At 55.0% G+C, this 15,614-nt stretch carries 12 protein-coding genes; all 12 read left to right on the top strand.

What is annotated here, in order from left to right:
- Window positions 1-40: 40 nt before the first annotated feature.
- The 12 genes from mraY to ACKPCT_RS01475 all read left to right on the top strand — a co-directional run bounded on the left by mraY (window position 41) and on the right by ACKPCT_RS01475 (window position 15,556).
- Window positions 41-1,126 (top strand): phospho-N-acetylmuramoyl-pentapeptide-transferase, encoded by a 1,086-nt coding sequence (gene mraY, locus ACKPCT_RS01420; protein WP_090074214.1) that lies wholly within the window; start codon window positions 41-43, stop codon window positions 1,124-1,126.
- Between the two features lie 80 nt (window positions 1,127-1,206).
- Entirely contained in the window at window positions 1,207-2,670 is a 1,464-nt protein-coding gene (gene murD / locus ACKPCT_RS01425) for a UDP-N-acetylmuramoyl-L-alanine--D-glutamate ligase (RefSeq protein WP_319568171.1), read from the top strand.
- Window positions 2,667-3,809 carry a putative lipid II flippase FtsW gene (gene ftsW, locus ACKPCT_RS01430; RefSeq protein ID WP_090074217.1) on the top strand — a complete coding sequence of 381 codons (1,143 nt, stop codon included), beginning with the start codon at window positions 2,667-2,669 and terminating at the stop codon, window positions 3,807-3,809. The genes murD and ftsW overlap by 4 nt, the downstream gene beginning before the upstream one ends.
- Before the next feature lie 146 nt (window positions 3,810-3,955).
- Complete coding sequence (murG, locus tag ACKPCT_RS01435) at window positions 3,956-5,062, top strand: undecaprenyldiphospho-muramoylpentapeptide beta-N-acetylglucosaminyltransferase (RefSeq protein ID WP_319568172.1); 1,107 nt, start codon at window positions 3,956-3,958, stop codon at window positions 5,060-5,062.
- Complete coding sequence (gene murC / locus ACKPCT_RS01440; RefSeq protein ID WP_090074221.1) at window positions 5,059-6,468, top strand: UDP-N-acetylmuramate--L-alanine ligase; 1,410 nt, start codon at window positions 5,059-5,061, stop codon at window positions 6,466-6,468. Before murG ends, murC begins: the two co-directional genes overlap by 4 nt.
- Window positions 6,469-6,476: 8 nt before the next feature.
- Window positions 6,477-7,430, top strand: coding sequence for a UDP-N-acetylmuramate dehydrogenase (murB, locus tag ACKPCT_RS01445; RefSeq protein WP_090074223.1), 954 nt, complete (start codon window positions 6,477-6,479; stop codon window positions 7,428-7,430).
- A 416-nt stretch (window positions 7,431-7,846) separates the two neighbouring features.
- Window positions 7,847-8,770 (top strand): D-alanine--D-alanine ligase, encoded by a 924-nt coding sequence (locus ACKPCT_RS01450; RefSeq protein ID WP_319568173.1) that lies wholly within the window; start codon window positions 7,847-7,849, stop codon window positions 8,768-8,770.
- Window positions 8,758-9,690: a cell division protein FtsQ/DivIB gene (locus tag ACKPCT_RS01455; protein WP_175528127.1), complete on the top strand. Its 933-nt coding sequence runs from the start codon at window positions 8,758-8,760 to the stop codon at window positions 9,688-9,690. The genes ACKPCT_RS01450 and ACKPCT_RS01455 overlap by 13 nt, the downstream gene beginning before the upstream one ends.
- Complete coding sequence (gene ftsA / locus ACKPCT_RS01460) at window positions 9,687-11,006, top strand: cell division protein FtsA (RefSeq protein WP_090074230.1); 1,320 nt, start codon at window positions 9,687-9,689, stop codon at window positions 11,004-11,006. The genes ACKPCT_RS01455 and ftsA overlap by 4 nt, the downstream gene beginning before the upstream one ends.
- 201 nt (window positions 11,007-11,207) lie before the next feature.
- Window positions 11,208-13,103, top strand: a complete 1,896-nt coding sequence (ftsZ, locus tag ACKPCT_RS01465; RefSeq protein ID WP_319568174.1) for a cell division protein FtsZ — start codon at window positions 11,208-11,210, stop codon at window positions 13,101-13,103.
- Between the two features lie 296 nt (window positions 13,104-13,399).
- Window positions 13,400-14,365, top strand: a complete 966-nt coding sequence (lpxC, locus tag ACKPCT_RS01470; RefSeq protein ID WP_319568175.1) for a UDP-3-O-acyl-N-acetylglucosamine deacetylase — start codon at window positions 13,400-13,402, stop codon at window positions 14,363-14,365.
- A gap of 372 nt (window positions 14,366-14,737) precedes the next feature.
- Window positions 14,738-15,556, top strand: a complete 819-nt coding sequence (locus ACKPCT_RS01475; RefSeq protein WP_090074233.1) for an outer membrane protein assembly factor BamD — start codon at window positions 14,738-14,740, stop codon at window positions 15,554-15,556.
- The last annotated feature ends 58 nt before the right edge of the window (window positions 15,557-15,614 follow it).

Raw genomic sequence — 15,614 nt, forward strand, 5'->3', positions numbered from 1 at the left:
AGCTTGAACCGGTAGCGTATGTGAAAGGCCTGTATCTAAGATGCTGATGTATCTTGTCGAAATATCCGATCAGATTTCCGGATTCAACGTGTTCCGCTATCTCACGTTTCGAACCGCCGGTGCCATTATCACTGCGCTTTTGTTCGTGTTTTTGTTTGGCCCGGCCATTATTCGGGGCCTGAGGGTGCGTCAGGGTAAAGGGCAGCCCATTCGTGAGGATGGACCACAAAGCCATCTGTTGACGAAAAAAGGTACGCCGACCATGGGCGGTTTGATGATCCTTACGGGGATGATCATGGCGACCTTGCTTTGGGCAAACTGGGCCAACCCTTATGTCTGGATCGTGCTGTTCGTTACGGTCGGCTTCGCGCTGATCGGCTTTTATGATGACTATCTCAAGGTGTCCCGTTCCTCGCATAAGGGCTTTTCCAGCCGGATGCGGCTGGCGATCGAGGCGGTGATTGCCGGTGTTGCCTGCTTTGCTGTTGCCCAGCTTGGCGAGGATGCTTTCTCCACCTCGGTTACCTTCCCCTTCTTCAAGGATATCCTGCTGGATCTGGGTTGGTTCTTTGTTCCTTTCGGCATGTTCGTGATTGTGGGGGCGGGCAATGCGGTCAACCTTACGGATGGTCTTGATGGGCTGGCCATTGTGCCGGTTATGATTGCCAGCGCCACCTTCGGTGTGATCGCCTATCTTTCCGGTAACGAGATTTTCGCTGAGTATCTGCAGATCCACTATGTGCCGGGCACTGGTGAGTTGCTGGTGCTTTGCGGCGCCATGGTTGGGGCCGGGCTCGGCTTCCTGTGGTTCAATGCGCCTCCGGCTGCCATTTTCATGGGGGATACCGGTTCGCTGGCGCTTGGCGGAATGCTGGGCTCGATTTCCGTTGTCACCAAGCACGAGCTGGTGCTGGCCATTGTTGGCGGTCTGTTCGTTCTGGAAGCTGTGTCCGTGATCATTCAGGTGGCTTCCTTCAAGTTGACCGGCCGACGCGTGTTCCGTATGGCGCCAATTCATCACCATTTTGAGCACAAGGGATGGACAGAAGCCCAGGTGGTGATCCGGTTCTGGATCATTGCTGTTGTGCTGGCCCTGATTGGCCTGTCTACGCTCAAGTTGCGCTAATCAGGCAACGAGCAAATGCGGGGCCCACGCCCCGACTATGATGACGGCATTGGTGCATTCACTCTGTGAGGGAAAGAGACATGATCCCGATTACCATATTTGAAGGCAAAAAAGTTGCGGTATTCGGGCTCGGCGGAAGCGGGTTGGTAACGCTGGAAGCGTTGACGGCTGGCGGCGCAGAGGTCTTTGCCTATGATGACAAGGAAGCCAGTCGCGACAAAGCTGCCCTGATCAAGGGCGTCAAGATTTGCGATCTGCAAATGGCTGACTGGTCAGACTTTGCCGCGCTGGTGCTGGCGCCCGGTGTTCCGCTTACCCATCCCGAACCTCATTGGAGCGTTAAAAAGGCCGAGGCCGCTGGTGTGGAAGTTATCGGTGACATTGAGTTGTTCTGTCGTCAGCGCAGGGCAAGCGGCATTGATGCGCCTTTTATTGCCATCACGGGGACCAACGGCAAGTCGACCACTACGGCGCTGATTTCCCATTTGCTCTCTGTCGAGGGGCTTGATGTGCAGATGGGCGGCAATATCGGCACGCCCATTCTGGCGCTTGACCCCATCGCACCGGATCGCATCTATGTGATCGAGGTCTCCTCCTATCAGATCGATCTTGCGCCAAGCATCGATCCGTCTATCGGGGTGCTGCTGAATATCTCTGCCGATCATCTGGATCGTCATGGGGATCTTCTCAATTATGCCCGCATCAAAAGCCGCATGGTGACGGCGGCGGAACTTTCAGTTGTGGCGCTGGATGATCGTCTCTGCGCCAATGTGGCCTCGAATCTGCGCTTGAAGGGACATCCTGTCGTTACCGTTTCCGGCTTTGGCAATGAACGCGCGATGGTTTCTGCCCCCGATGGCGTGCTGCAAAGCATGGAAGGGGATTTTCTTTTCAATCTGGATCAGGCACGCGCCTTGCGCGGCACACACAATGCGCAGAATGCAGCGGCTGCTGTGGCTGTTGCGCGCCAATTGGATCTTCCGCCTTCGGTTCTTGTGGCTGGACTTAAGTCCTTCGGCGGACTTGAGCATCGTATGGAAGAGGTCGGCGCTGCGGATGGGCTGCTGTTCATCAACGATTCAAAGGCGACCAATGCGGATGCGACCTCGCGCGCGCTGGCGTCTTTTCCCAAGGTGCACTGGATTTTGGGAGGCCTTCCGAAGGCGGGGGGTATCACCTCGCTGGTGGATTATTTCGATCGCATTGAACATGCCTATCTCATCGGTAAAGCCTCGGAAGAATTCGCCGCCACCCTTTCCAAACACGGGGTTGCCTTCAGCTTTTGTGGTCATATGGATGTTGCGCTGGAGCGTGCAGTGGCGGCTAGCAAGGAAAGCGTCGCCAAGGGCAATAAGGCAGAGCAGGTCATTCTGCTGTCACCTGCCTGTGCATCCTTTGATCAGTTCCCCAACTTTACGACGCGGGGCGATGTATTCCGCGATGCTGTGCATCACTACCTCGAAACGGGGCATGTGTCGGTCGATGCTGCGCATGTTGCCGATCAGGACACGGTTTCAGACACTCTGGTTAGTGAGGGGCATTGATGCACCGAACACGGAAAAATATGCTGACAGAATGGTGGTGGACAATCGACCGCCCGATGCTTGTTGCGCTTATTCTGCTGTTGTTCTTCGGTCTGGTGCTTTCCATGGCGGCCAGTCCGGCCATTGCCATGAAGCTCAATCTTGATGCCTTCCATTTTGTCAAACGTCACGCGATGTTCGTTCCCGTGGCATTGGGCATCATGATCGGGGTTACCTTCTTAAGTCCGCGAGGCGCAAGGAGGCTGGCGCTATTCGTGTTGGTCTGCGCATTTTTTGGAATGGTGCTAACGCTTCTGGTGGGCGGCTCGGTGAAAGGAGCGCAACGCTGGATTTCCATCGCCGGATTTTCCCTGCAGCCATCGGAATTCATGAAGCCAGCCTTCGTGGTGATCGTTGCGTGGCTCTTTGCCGAGAATGACCGCAGGCCAGAGATACCGGGAAACCTCTTTTCCATCGTCATCTTCATGATCGCTGTGGCGCTTCTGGTTGCCCAGCCTGATATCGGGCAGACTGTGCTGCTGGCCATGGTCTGGTCGGGGCTGTTCTTTATGGCGGGCATGCCGATTTTCTGGATCTTCCTTTTGATGGGGCTCGGGGTTGGCGGCTTGACGATGGCCTATTTCTTCGTTCCGCACGTAACCGGTCGTATCAACCGCTTTCTCGACCCTGCGTCGGGGGACACCTTTCAGGTGGATACGGCGATGGATGCGATTATCCGTGGTGGCTGGCTGGGCGTCGGTCCGGGTGAGGGGACGGTCAAGCGCACATTGCCTGACTCTCATACGGACTTTATCTTTGCCGTGCTGGCCGAGGAATTCGGCATCATCGCCTGCATGGTGTTGATTTCGGTGTATCTGTTTATCGTGGTGCGGGCTCTGAAGCTGGCGCTGCAAACGCAGGATCTGTTTAAGAGGCTTGCCATTTCCGGTCTAGCGCTGTTGTTTGGGCTGCAGGCTGTTATCAATATTGCGGTGAACCTGAAGCTGATGCCTGCCAAGGGCATGACCTTGCCCTTCATTTCCTATGGTGGATCGTCGCTTCTCTCCGTTGCCCTGACCATGGGGCTGCTTTTGGCCCTGACGCGCAAGCGCCCCGAAATCGGGATGGAAAAAAGGCAGTTTTTCAAACCCTACGATTGAGGTAAGCCTTCTCAAAGTTGACAGACTTTGCGGATAGGACTATGCGGAAGACCCCGCAAAGAGCAGGTATCAGTCCTGCCGGATTTGCCCTGAAGCTGCCTTTGTGCAGCGGCAAGCAAGGAGCCACCCAAGGGGTGGATGAATGAATGACGAAAACTGTTTTGCTTACGGCAGGTGGAACCGGCGGTCATCTGTTTCCGGCCCAGGCTTTGGCCCATGCGCTGATCGCGCGCGGCTGGACGGTGCATCTGGCAACCGATGGACGGGCGACGCGCTATGGGCAGGACTTCCCGGCCGAAAGCATACAGATCATTCCCTCTGCGACGCCATCGGTGAAAAATCCGGTCAAGATGGCCAAGGCCGCGCTCAAGCTGGCCAAAGGCTATATGGCAGCGCGCAAGGTCATCAAGACGCTGAAGCCTGATGTTGTGGTTGGCTTTGGGGGATATCCCACCGTGCCGCCAATGCTCGCTGCCCGCTCACTGGGCGTGCCGACCTGTCTGCATGAGCAGAACGGGGTTATGGGGCGGGCGAACCGCTTTCTGGGCAAGGGGGCAAGTGCCATTGCTGCAAGCTTCCCGATCCTCAAGGGGATTGAGGGGCTTGAGAATAAGGTCGCCTTGTCGGGCAATCCGGTGCGGCCTGCCGTGGCGCTGGCCGCTGAAACGGCTTACACGCCATTTGGTGCGGAAGGTGAATTCCGGCTGGTGGTGTTTGGTGGTTCGCAGGGCGCGCGCTTCTTTTCTGAATATATGCCCGGTGCACTGGGGCGCTTGCCTCAGGAAATCCGTGAACGCATTGTCCTTGTGCAGCAATGCCGCCCTGAAGACCTGATGAAGGTCAAGGTCGGCTATCGTGAGCTCGGGCTTAAAGCCGAGCTGGCGCCCTTCTTCTCTGATATGCCCGCCGAGATTGCCAAGGCGCATCTGGTGATTTGCCGCTCTGGGGCTTCCTCTGTCAGCGAGCTGGCGGCCATTGGTCGCCCTTCTGTTCTCGTGCCGCTGCCCGGTACGCTCGATCAGGACCAGCATGCAAACGCCAAGGTACTGGAAGAGGCGGGCGGCGCTTGGGTCTTGCAACAGCGCGGTATGCGTCCGAATGATATTTCCGATTTGCTTGAAGATTTGATTGCCAATCCCGAAAAGCTCACTGCAGCAGCCGAGGCTGCGCGTGGGCAGGGCAAACTGGACGCTGCCGACAGGCTGGCTGATCTGGTGGAAAAACTGGCAGGTGATACAGGAGTTGCCAAATGAAGATGCCTCAGAATATTGGTCCGGTCCATTTTGTCGGGATCGGCGGGATCGGCATGTCCGGTATTGCCGAAGTGTTGCTCAAACTCGGCTATACGGTGCAGGGCAGTGACATTGCCGAAGGGGCCAATGTGGTGCGTTTGCGCGAGAAGGGCATCAAGGTCATGGTCGGGCATGCCGCCGAGAATATCGGTGATGCGCAGGTGATTGTCGTGTCTTCGGCGATCCAGCCTGATAATCCCGAACTCAAGGAAGCCCGTGCGCGGCTTCTGCCCGTTGTGCGCCGCGCAGAAATGCTGGCCGAGCTGATGCGCTTCAAATCGGCTATTGCTGTTGGCGGCACCCATGGAAAAACGACCACCACCTCGCTGGTTGCGGCTCTGCTTGATGCGGGGGGCATGGACCCGACGGTTATCAATGGCGGCATCATCAATGCTTATGGCACCAACGCCCGCATGGGCGACGGTGACTGGATGGTGGTGGAAGCGGATGAGTCTGACGGTACCTTCGTCAAGCTGCCGGCCGACATTGCCATCGTGACCAATATCGATGCAGAGCATCTGGACCATTATCACACCTATGATGCGGTGAAGGATGCCTTCCGGGCGTTCGTTGAAAATGTGCCTTTCTATGGCTTTGCGGCCATGTGTCTTGATCACCCGGTGGTGCAGACCTTGGTTGGGCAGATTGAAGACCGGCGCATCGTGACCTACGGCACCAACCCGCAGGCGGATGTGCGCTATAAGGATTTGCGCTCTGATGGAGGGATTAGCCGTTTCACCGTCGAGATCCGAGATCGCCGTAGTGGGGCGGTAGAAGAGATTTCCGGTCTCACGCTGCCCATGCCCGGTGAGCATAATGTTGCCAATGCGACAGCGGCGATTGCTGTGGCCCATGAGCTGGAAATTCCAGCTGATGCCATCCGCAAGGGGCTTTCGGCCTTTGGTGGGGTCAAGCGTCGCTTTACCCGTGTCGGCAGCTGGAACGGCATCGAGATTATCGACGATTATGCGCACCACCCGGTGGAAATCGGCGCGGTTATGCGTGCCGCCCGGCAGGCTTCTCAAGGCAAGGTGATTGCTGTCATGCAACCGCATCGCTATTCGCGCCTGCAAAATCATTTCGAAGATTTCTGCACCTGCATGAATATCGCCGACCATGTGTTGGTGGCTGATGTTTATCCGGCAGGGGAAAAGCCCATCGAAGGGGTCAATGCCGAGGCGCTGGTCGAAGGCTTGAAGAGCCATGGCCATCGCGGCGCAGCTTTGCTTGGTCCGTCAGACGGGCTGGCCCAGCGTGTTAAAGATCTGGCTGAGCCTGGCGACTATGTGGTTTGCCTTGGTGCTGGGAGCATCACGACATGGGCCAACGGTCTTGCCGATGCGCTCAAGGCTCTGGCAGGAGAGTAGGCTGTAGGATGTTCAAGGATCTGCTAGAAGAGCTGGGAGGCTGGACGGACAAGGTGCGCGGGCGCCTTTCCAGCAATTTCGATGTCGCGAGCTTCACCTGGTTTCGGGTAGGGGGGCCGGCGCAGCTATTCTTCAATCCGGCCGATGAAGCAGATCTGTCCTATTTTCTCAGAAACCTGCCCGAAGATGTTCCTGTTACCACCATCGGCCTTGGCTCGAACCTGCTGGTGCGGGATGGGGGCATCGAAGGCGTTGTCATTCGGCTTTCCGGGCGGGCTTTCAGCTCTGTTGAGGTTGATGACAATTATGTCGTCAAGGTCGGTGCAGCGATGCCGGACATGCGCTTTGCCCAGCAGATGGCGCGGCAAGGCGTGGCTGGCTTCGCCTTTTATAAGGGCATTCCCGGCTCGATTGGTGGCGCCTTACGCATGAATGCGGGCGCTCATGGGGATGAAACCAAGAGGCGTTTGCTCGGTGCGCGTGCGATGGACCGACAGGGCACTATTCACAAGCTGACCCCGGCAGATCTAGGGCATGGCTATCGCTCTTGTTCCGTGCCGTCGGACTATATCTTCACCGAAGCGACCTATCAGGGCGAGGCGGGTGATCCGGAGGCTCTGAAGGCCGAGATGGATGACGTGTCTGCCTATCGTGAAGAGAACCAGCCAACCAAAGAACGGACCGGCGGCTCCACTTTCCGAAATCCCGAAGGGATGAGTGCGTGGAAGCTGGTGGACGAGGCCGGTTTCAGGGGCTTCAAGCTCGGAGGGGCGCAGGTTTCGCCCAAGCACACCAATTTCCTAATCAATACCGGGGAGGCCTCTGCCGAGGATATCGAGCGGCTCGGCGAGAAGATCCGTGGCAAAGTGCGGGATATGACCGGCCTTGAATTGCATTGGGAAATCAAACGCATTGGCTCCTTTGTTGAAGGCACTCGCGTCGACCCTTTCCAGCAGGACTGATTTGCTCGCTCGTGTTCGCATCTTCTTCATCTAATATTTTTCCGCCTCACGCTTGACGATTTTGCAGGCGGTGTTCTTTTGCACAAAAAATCTGACTGAGAGAGCGCTCTTTTTATGGACGCTGCGGGGGAATAACTTTGTTAACATTTCCCCCCGGAAATTGCCTGCGCTGAGCGGATTCCTGCCCTTTCAAAATGCGAATTTACGCGTCTCGCGCTCCGCTTTGCGTCTGCCAGAAACAAATAAGTGATTTCCGCTTATCATTTGTTAGGAATTTTTAACCATAAATAGATGGATCAAGTGCAAATTGCATGACCTGCAAGAGTGCCAAGCTTTGGCCTCGCTGTCATGCAAGGGTCCAAACCAGAGTAAATACGGCCCTTTAGGCTTTCATTCTGGTAGGAAAGGTGTGGTTAATGACAAAGCATGTAGCAGTGTTGATGGGAGGCTGGTCCTCCGAGCGTCCTGTGTCGCTGAGTTCTGGTAAGGACTGTGCAGATGCATTGGAAGCATCCGGATACAAGGTGACGCGTGTTGATGTGCAAAGAGACATATCCACTGTTTTGTCAGAGCTGAAACCGGACGTCGCCTTCAATGCCTTGCATGGCCCGTTTGGCGAGGATGGATGCATTCAGGGCGTGCTTGAATTTCTCGGAATTCCCTATACACACAGCGGTGTGCTGGCGTCTTCCCTTGCCATGAATAAGGAAAAAGCCAAGGAAATCATGCAGGCTGCGGGCATCCCGGTGGCTGAATCCCGCGTGGTTCACAGGCTGGAAGCAGCCAAGGCGCATGTATTGCCGCCACCCTATGTTATCAAGCCTGTGAATGAAGGATCCAGCTTTGGCGTGCTGATCGTCACAGCAGACCAGCAGCACCCGCCGCAAGAGCTCTATTCGGCAGATTGGCCCTATGGCGACATCGTCATGGTGGAACGCTATGTGGCTGGACGTGAGCTTACCTGCGCCGCAATGGGCGATAAGGCCCTCGATATCATCGATATCGTTTCCAACAACGATACCTTCTATGACTTTGATGCAAAATATGCACCGGGTGGCTCAACCCATATTTTACCGGCAGATCTTAAACCGAATATTTACCAATATATTCAATCGTTAACCATAAAGGCTCATCAAGCACTCGGCTGCAAGGGAATCTCCCGCGCTGATTTCCGCTTTGACGAGACTGCCGGAGAGGATGGCGACCTGATCTGTCTGGAGGTGAATACCCAGCCGGGCATGACGCCGACCTCATTGGTTCCCGATATGGCAAGACATGCGGGCATTGAATTCGAACAACTGGTTAGTTGGATGGTGGAGGACGCTTCGTGCGACCGATAAAGGGCAAAGCAAAGGATAGCAAGAAGGCCGGTGCAGGCAAACGCAGCAAGAAAGCTGCGCTTGATCCGCGCGCCTATGCCTACGAGCAGCGTCGTCTGCCGCTATACCGCCGGATCATTCCTCTCGCAGAGGCATGGATACCGCGTGGTTTCGGCTGGGGCTTGTCCGTTGGCTTTCTTGGTATCACTATCCTTTATGGCGCCTCGATTGGTGGTGAGAACCAGACAACGCTGGAAAAGGCGTCTTCTGTCTTCGGTCTCAAAGTCGAAGCCGTATTGATTTCCGGACAGAAGGAAGTCTCCGAGACAGATATCCTGCGCGTGCTCGGCATCAACGAAGACAGCTCTCTTCTAACCTTTAATGCTTATGATGCCCGCAAGAAACTTGAGAGCATGAGCTGGATCGAAGAAGCGACAGTCCAGAAACTCTATCCGAACAAGCTGCAGGTGGTTATTCGCGAGCAGAAGCCTTTTGCCCTGTGGCAGCGCGGGGAATTTGTGTCTGTCATTTCTTATGATGGCTCTGTGCTGACCGATCACATCACGCCGGAATTTGCCAAACTGCCTCTGGTTGTCGGCCATGGTGCGCAGCGTCAGGCTGCGTCCATGTTCGAGCTATTGGCGCAGTTCCCCTCTATCGCGCGCAAGACACGGGCCGTGGTCTATGTTTCCGAACGCCGCTGGGATCTGTATTTCAAGAATGGCGTGCAGGCCAAACTGCCTGAAGTCGGTGTGGTTGATGCACTGGACAAGCTGCTGGCCTTTGATGAAAAAGGCGCGCTTTCCCGCAAGGATATTACAACTGTCGATATGCGGCTCGCCGACAGGACCTTTGTTCGCATGAGCAAGGATGCCGCAGCCAAAAGGCGCGCAACGCTTAGAACGCTGGGCGCAGATATACCTCAAGAGGTGGAAACATGATGGGTTCTTCCTGGGGTAAACGTGATGCCCGTGGTCTCATTCACAAACGCTCGCAGATCGTGACGATCCTTGATGTTGGGTCGACCAAGATTTGCTGCATGATTGCGCGGCTCGTGCCGCGTCCGCAGAGCGAGGCTCTGCCGCATCGCACCCATACCGTTCAGGTGCTCGGGTTCGGATTGCATCAGGCCCGTGGCATCAAGTCCGGTGTTGTTGTGGATCTTGATCAGGCCGAGAATTCCATTCGTCTGGCCGTTGGTGCTGCTGAAACACAGGCTGACATGACGGTGCAGTCGCTGGTGGTCAATGTGTCCTGTGGGCGCATCAAAAGCGATACGTTGAGTGCTTCGGTGTCTCTCAGTGGACATGAGGTGGATGAGGTCGATATTCGTCGGGTGTTGCAGGCCGGTGCCAGCCATCTGCTGACGATCGACCGCACGGTGGTTCACTCCATGCCGATTGGCTACTCGCTGGATGGCGGCAAGGGTATTCATGACCCGCGCGGCATGGTTGGAGATGATCTGGCCGTCGATATGCATGTGGTGACTGCGCAGACCGCGCCGCTAAAGAATCTGGAGCTTTGCATCAATCGCTGTCATCTGGATGTGGCGGCGATGGTGGCAACGCCATATGCCTCGGGGCTTTCCTGCCTCGTCGATGATGAATCCGAGCTCGGGGTCGCCTGTGTCGATCTGGGTGGCGGAACCACGTCGATTTCGATTTTCGTCAACGGGCAGTTCGTGCATTCGGACGCCGTGGCGATGGGGGGGCATCACGTCACCATGGATCTGGCGCGCGGCCTTTCAACTCGGTTGGCCGACGCAGAGCGGATCAAGACCCTTTATGGCAGTGCGCTTCTGTCCCTGTCTGATGATCAGGAGCTGGTTGCGGTGCCGCCGGTTGGCGATGATGACCGCGATTTGCTCAATCAGGTGCCCAAGGCATCCCTCACGCGCATTATCAAGCCGCGTGTTGAAGAAATTCTGGAAGTCGTTCGGGATCGGATCGAAGCATCCGGTTTCTCCGGTCATGTCGGACGGCGCGTGGTGCTGACCGGCGGGGGAAGCCAGCTTACGGGCATGGCGGAGACCGCAAGACGTGTCATGGGACGCAACGTAAGGCTTGGCCGACCACTTGGCGTGGCCGGTTTGCCCGATATTGGCAAGGGGCCCGCTTTCGCTACAGCAGTTGGCCTGATGATTTATCCGCAGGTTGCCCAGATCGAGCAATTTGAAAAAGTACCGGTCAAACCAAAACTGACCGGAACCGACGGCTATCTGTCCCGAATGGGGCAGTGGTTGAAGGAGAGTTTCTGATTTCGATGGATAGTTGCGTGAAACACGCGTGAATCGTTGATCGGAATCAAGGGGTTGAGGTATATTGGATGAATGATTCGTCTGACTGCCTCGCTTGAGAGAAAAAGACAAGTAATTGGAGCAGTATGGGAATGCGTTGCTCCACAGTTTGACGGATTGAGATCGGTAGCAATTCGATCCATGCAGTGAGATGAGGGTACTATGACCATCAATTTGAAGATGCCCGATATTACCGAATTGAAACCGAGAATCACGGTCTTCGGTGTCGGTGGTGCTGGCGGTAACGCAGTAAACAACATGATTGACACCGGTTTGATGGGCGTCGATTTCGTGGTGGCCAATACGGATGCGCAGGCTTTGAGCCTTTCCAGGGCTGAACGTCTCGTTCAGATGGGCGTGGCCGTAACCGAAGGGCTCGGCGCTGGATCACAGCCCGAAGTCGGACGCGCTGCTGCCGAAGAAGTGATCGATGAAATCAACGACCACCTTGACGGTTCGCACATGGTCTTCATCACTGCCGGCATGGGCGGTGGTACTGGTACCGGTGCTGCTCCTGTGATCGCACGCGCTGCTCGCGAGCAGGGTATACTTACGGTAGGTGTGGTTACCAAGCCGTTCCATTTCGAAGGTCAGCGCCGTATGCGTCTCGCAGAGAGTGGCATCGAGGATCTTCAGAAAAATGTCGATACACTGATCGTCATTCCGAACCAGAATCTGTTCCGTATTGCAAACGAGAAAACGACCTTCGCCGATGCCTTCTCCATGGCCGACGAAGTGCTTTATTCCGGTGTTGCCTGCATTACCGATTTGATGGTCAAGGAAGGTCTCATCAACCTCGATTTTGCTGATGTGCGCTCGGTCATGCGTGCAATGGGCAAAGCGATGATGGGAACCGGCGAAGCCTCTGGCGAAGGCCGTGCATTGGCTGCTGCCGAAGCTGCGATTGCCAACCCGCTTCTGGACGATATCTCCATGAAAGGGGCACAGGGCCTGTTGATCTCCATCACTGGTGGCAAGGATCTCACTCTGTTTGAAGTGGACGAAGCTGCAACCCGTATTCGTGAAGAAGTGGACGAAGACGCCAACATTATTCTTGGTGCGACGTTCGACGAGAATATGGAAGGCATGATCCGCGTATCCGTCGTTGCCACCGGCATCGACCAGCTCCTGACCGAGACGGTTGTGCCTGCTGACCAGCGCATGAAAGAACTCTCAGATCGGTTGCGCACGGCAAATAATCCGGCTCAGTTCGAAGCTGCCCAGCAGGAAGAACAGCAGTACGAGGAACTGCCGGTTGAAGCATTGTCTGCTCCTGAGGCACAGAAGCCGGAAATGCTGTCAACCGAGTTCGAGATGCATGAACAGTCTTACGCGCGTCCTTCCGAGCAGGACCCAGCTGTTTCCATTGCTCCTTTCAAGCCGGAAGCTGCACGTGATCCGGTTATCGAAGAAGAATTTGATGCGCCCAAGGCTGTGGTTGAAGAAACCGTGGATGCTGCAACGCCTTTCATTCCGCCGGCAGCTGAGGTGCCTGAAAATCTGCATCGTCCAATGCCAAATGTCGACGAACTGCCTCCAATGATCCAGCGCGAACTGGCAGCCCTGCGCAACCGTGAAGAAGGCATCGAGCATCATGACGATGACAATCGTCCGATGAGCCTTCTGAAGCGTCTGGCGGCTGTTGGTCTTGGTCGTCGCGAAGACGAGCTGGACGGAGAGCATTACCATGAAGGTCATCATGCTCAGCCCGCTCAGCAGCAGGCGCCACAGCAAGCACGTATGGCTCCTCAACAGCAAGCTCCCCAGCAGCAGATGCATGCGCCTGAAGCGCCTGTCATGCCGCGCATGAGCGCTCCTGCAGCGCCTCAGGCTCCGATGTCTTCAGGGCAGGGCATGCCAGCATCCGGTTCACCGCTGAATGAGTTTGCCCCTCGGCCACAGCAGCAGCGTCCGATGCCGAATGCCGGTTATCAGCCGCAGCAGGGCCAGCTGGATGCACAGGGTCGCGCTGTTCCAAATCAGGGTCAGCAGGCTCCGAGAATCAGCGAAGAAGACCAGGTTGAAATTCCTGCATTTCTGCGCCGCCAGTCTCGGTAACACTTTGTTACAAAGACAGGAATTGTGAATTGATCAAAAGGCCGATACCTTCAGGGTATCGGCCTTAAGTATATGTAATATTGAGATTTATTAAAGTGGAGGAAATTGCGCCTTCCCTGTGCGTTAAGCGTAACAATGGGTAAGAAAGCGTGATTTGGTAAACGGAACCCTGCCAAGTTATGTTGACATCGAAATAAAAGCAAAGCGTACCGGTATTTGCCGGGCGGGCGAAGCGCAAGAGCGCACAGTAGCCGCCAAATCTGGCAATAAGATGGATACGATTAGGGGCAATATAAATGGCCAAACTGCTAAACGCCAAGCAAACCACTCTGAAAGAACGCGTTGTGGTTTCCGGTGTCGGTGTGCATAGCGGCAAACCTGTCGAAATGATCTTGCATCCTGCTGACGCAAACTCTGGCATAACCTTCCTTCGCGTTGATCGCGAAAAGAAGACCGAGTTTGAGATCAAGGGGGACTATTCTTCTGTCATCGACACAAGACTTTGCACCATCGTAGGTCATCCCGAAAAGGGCATGGTAGCGACCATCGAACATCTCATGGCGGCATTCCGCGGGTATGGTGTTGATAATGTGATGGTCGAGATTGATGGCGACGAAGTGCCCGTCATGGACGGTAGCGCGCGGGCCTATATTGATGCGATTGATCAGGTGGGCTTGAAAGAGCTGCCTTTCTCGCGTCGCTACATTCGTGTGCTCAAGCCGGTTCGTGTGCAGAATGGTGATTCTGTTGGAGAGCTTCTGCCTTACGAAGGACAGCGCTTTGACGTGACCATCGACTTCGAGAGCGACGCTATCGGTGTACAGCATTTCGATGATGAGATGACGCCGGATGTCTTCAAGCGCGATATCAGCCTTGCCCGTACCTTTGGCTTCATGTCTGATGTCGAACGCCTTTGGGCGGCTGGTTATGCGCTGGGCTCTTCCCTTGAGAATTCCGTTGTCATCAATGATGAACAGAAAATCGTCAATCCGGACGGTCTGCGCTATAAAGACGAATTCGTCCGTCACAAGACACTGGATGCGGTTGGCGATCTGTCGCTGGCTGGTGCTCCGTTGTTGGCGCATTATCGCTCCTTCAAAGGCGGCCACAAACTCAACTTCAACATGCTTGAAGCCTTGTTCGCGGATGACAGCAATTGGGAGTGGGTAGAAGCCGTGCCAGCCCTTCGCAATGCAGCTCGCGTTGGCTCTGCCGTAGACGCCGCGTCTGTGCGGATCGCATTGGGGCCAGAAACCAGCTAGGTCGCCATGTATGATGGATGAGAAACAGGGTGGCGGTGGTCACCCTTTTTTGTGTCTGCGTTGGGCCTGATTATTTGATTGATCGCGGATTTGCTTGCATTGGCATGTTTGCTGTGTAGATTTGGGTAGGCAATTGGCATTCAGACACAATTTTTCCCCAATTGTGATTTCTGTGATGGTAAGGACGCGCGCTTTATTGTTAAGACAGGGAATTCAACTAGGTTAAACCGGTTCGCTGATTGGATGAACGGTTTGGCTTTGCTGATCATATCGTAAAGTGCTGCTCTGTGATCAGAGTAGAGCTGGTTGTTCGGGGCAATCAGGCAGTGAGTGCCGATAGAGATTTGTTCCAGTTAAAGGATAGTAGTATCGATGGATTTTCTTTTCGCGAAACGGATCTGGTTCGGGCTCGCTCTCATTGCATTGTCCGGTTTGGGCGCATGCGCCAGCAAGGATCCATCGGATCTGGCCTTTGAGGAAGTTCCTGCAGAGAAACTCTATGCCGAAGGGCTCCTCGCGATGGAAAATGGCGATCGCAAGGAAGCGAAGAAGAAGTTTGATGAGTTGGATCGTCAGCATCCCTATTCAAACTATGCACGCCGTTCGATGATCCTGAATGCCTATTCTCAATATAAAAGCGGTCAATATACCGAATGTATCTCTTCGGCCAAGCGCTTTATCACGCTGTTTCCCGGCGACGAAGATGTGCCATATGCCTACTATCTGATTGGCCAATCCTATTTCAATCAGATTCCGGACGTGACCCGCGATCAGGACACGACCAAAAAAGCCCTGCAGGCAATGAACGAACTGATTCAGAACTATCCTGATTCTGAATATACCAGCGATGCGCGCCGCAAAGTTCGTGTGACCATGGATCAACTGGCCGGTAAGGAAATGCAGGTTGGCCGTTATTATCTAGAGCGCAAGGAATATATTGCAGCCATCAACCGGTTCAAGGTTGTTGTGACGGATTATCAGACAACGCGTCAGGTGGAAGAAGCCCTGATGCGTCTGGCTGAAGCCTATCTTGCTCTTGGAATTACCCATGAGGCACAAACCGCCGTTGCCGTTCTGGGCCATAACTATCCTGATAGCAAGTGGTACAAGATGTCCTACAACATGCTGAACAAGGATGGCTATGAACCTGAGATCAACAAAGGTTCCTGGATGGCCAAAATTCTGGGCTAAGGGCTGGCTATTCCTGCCTTGCTGTCTATATTCCTGTTGAAATGATCATGTTTTGTTC

The organism is Cohaesibacter marisflavi (genome assembly GCF_963665895.2).
GTDB lineage: Bacteria > Pseudomonadota > Alphaproteobacteria > Rhizobiales > Cohaesibacteraceae > Cohaesibacter > Cohaesibacter marisflavi.

Bases quoted from the DNA above. Each gene is read 5' to 3' on its own strand.
- mraY (WP_090074214.1), top strand. From the start codon at position 41: ATGCTGATGTATCTTGTCGAAATATCCGATCAGATTTCCGGATTCAAC.
- murD (WP_319568171.1), top strand. From the start codon at position 1,207: ATGATCCCGATTACCATATTTGAAGGCAAAAAAGTTGCGGTATTCGGG.
- murG (WP_319568172.1), top strand. From the start codon at position 3,956: ATGACGAAAACTGTTTTGCTTACGGCAGGTGGAACCGGCGGTCATCTG.
- murC (WP_090074221.1), top strand. From the start codon at position 5,059: ATGAAGATGCCTCAGAATATTGGTCCGGTCCATTTTGTCGGGATCGGC.
- murB (WP_090074223.1), top strand. From the start codon at position 6,477: ATGTTCAAGGATCTGCTAGAAGAGCTGGGAGGCTGGACGGACAAGGTG.
- ACKPCT_RS01450 (WP_319568173.1), top strand. From the start codon at position 7,847: ATGACAAAGCATGTAGCAGTGTTGATGGGAGGCTGGTCCTCCGAGCGT.
- ftsA (WP_090074230.1), top strand. From the start codon at position 9,687: ATGATGGGTTCTTCCTGGGGTAAACGTGATGCCCGTGGTCTCATTCAC.
- ftsZ (WP_319568174.1), top strand. From the start codon at position 11,208: ATGACCATCAATTTGAAGATGCCCGATATTACCGAATTGAAACCGAGA.
- lpxC (WP_319568175.1), top strand. From the start codon at position 13,400: ATGGCCAAACTGCTAAACGCCAAGCAAACCACTCTGAAAGAACGCGTT.
- ACKPCT_RS01475 (WP_090074233.1), top strand. From the start codon at position 14,738: ATGGATTTTCTTTTCGCGAAACGGATCTGGTTCGGGCTCGCTCTCATT.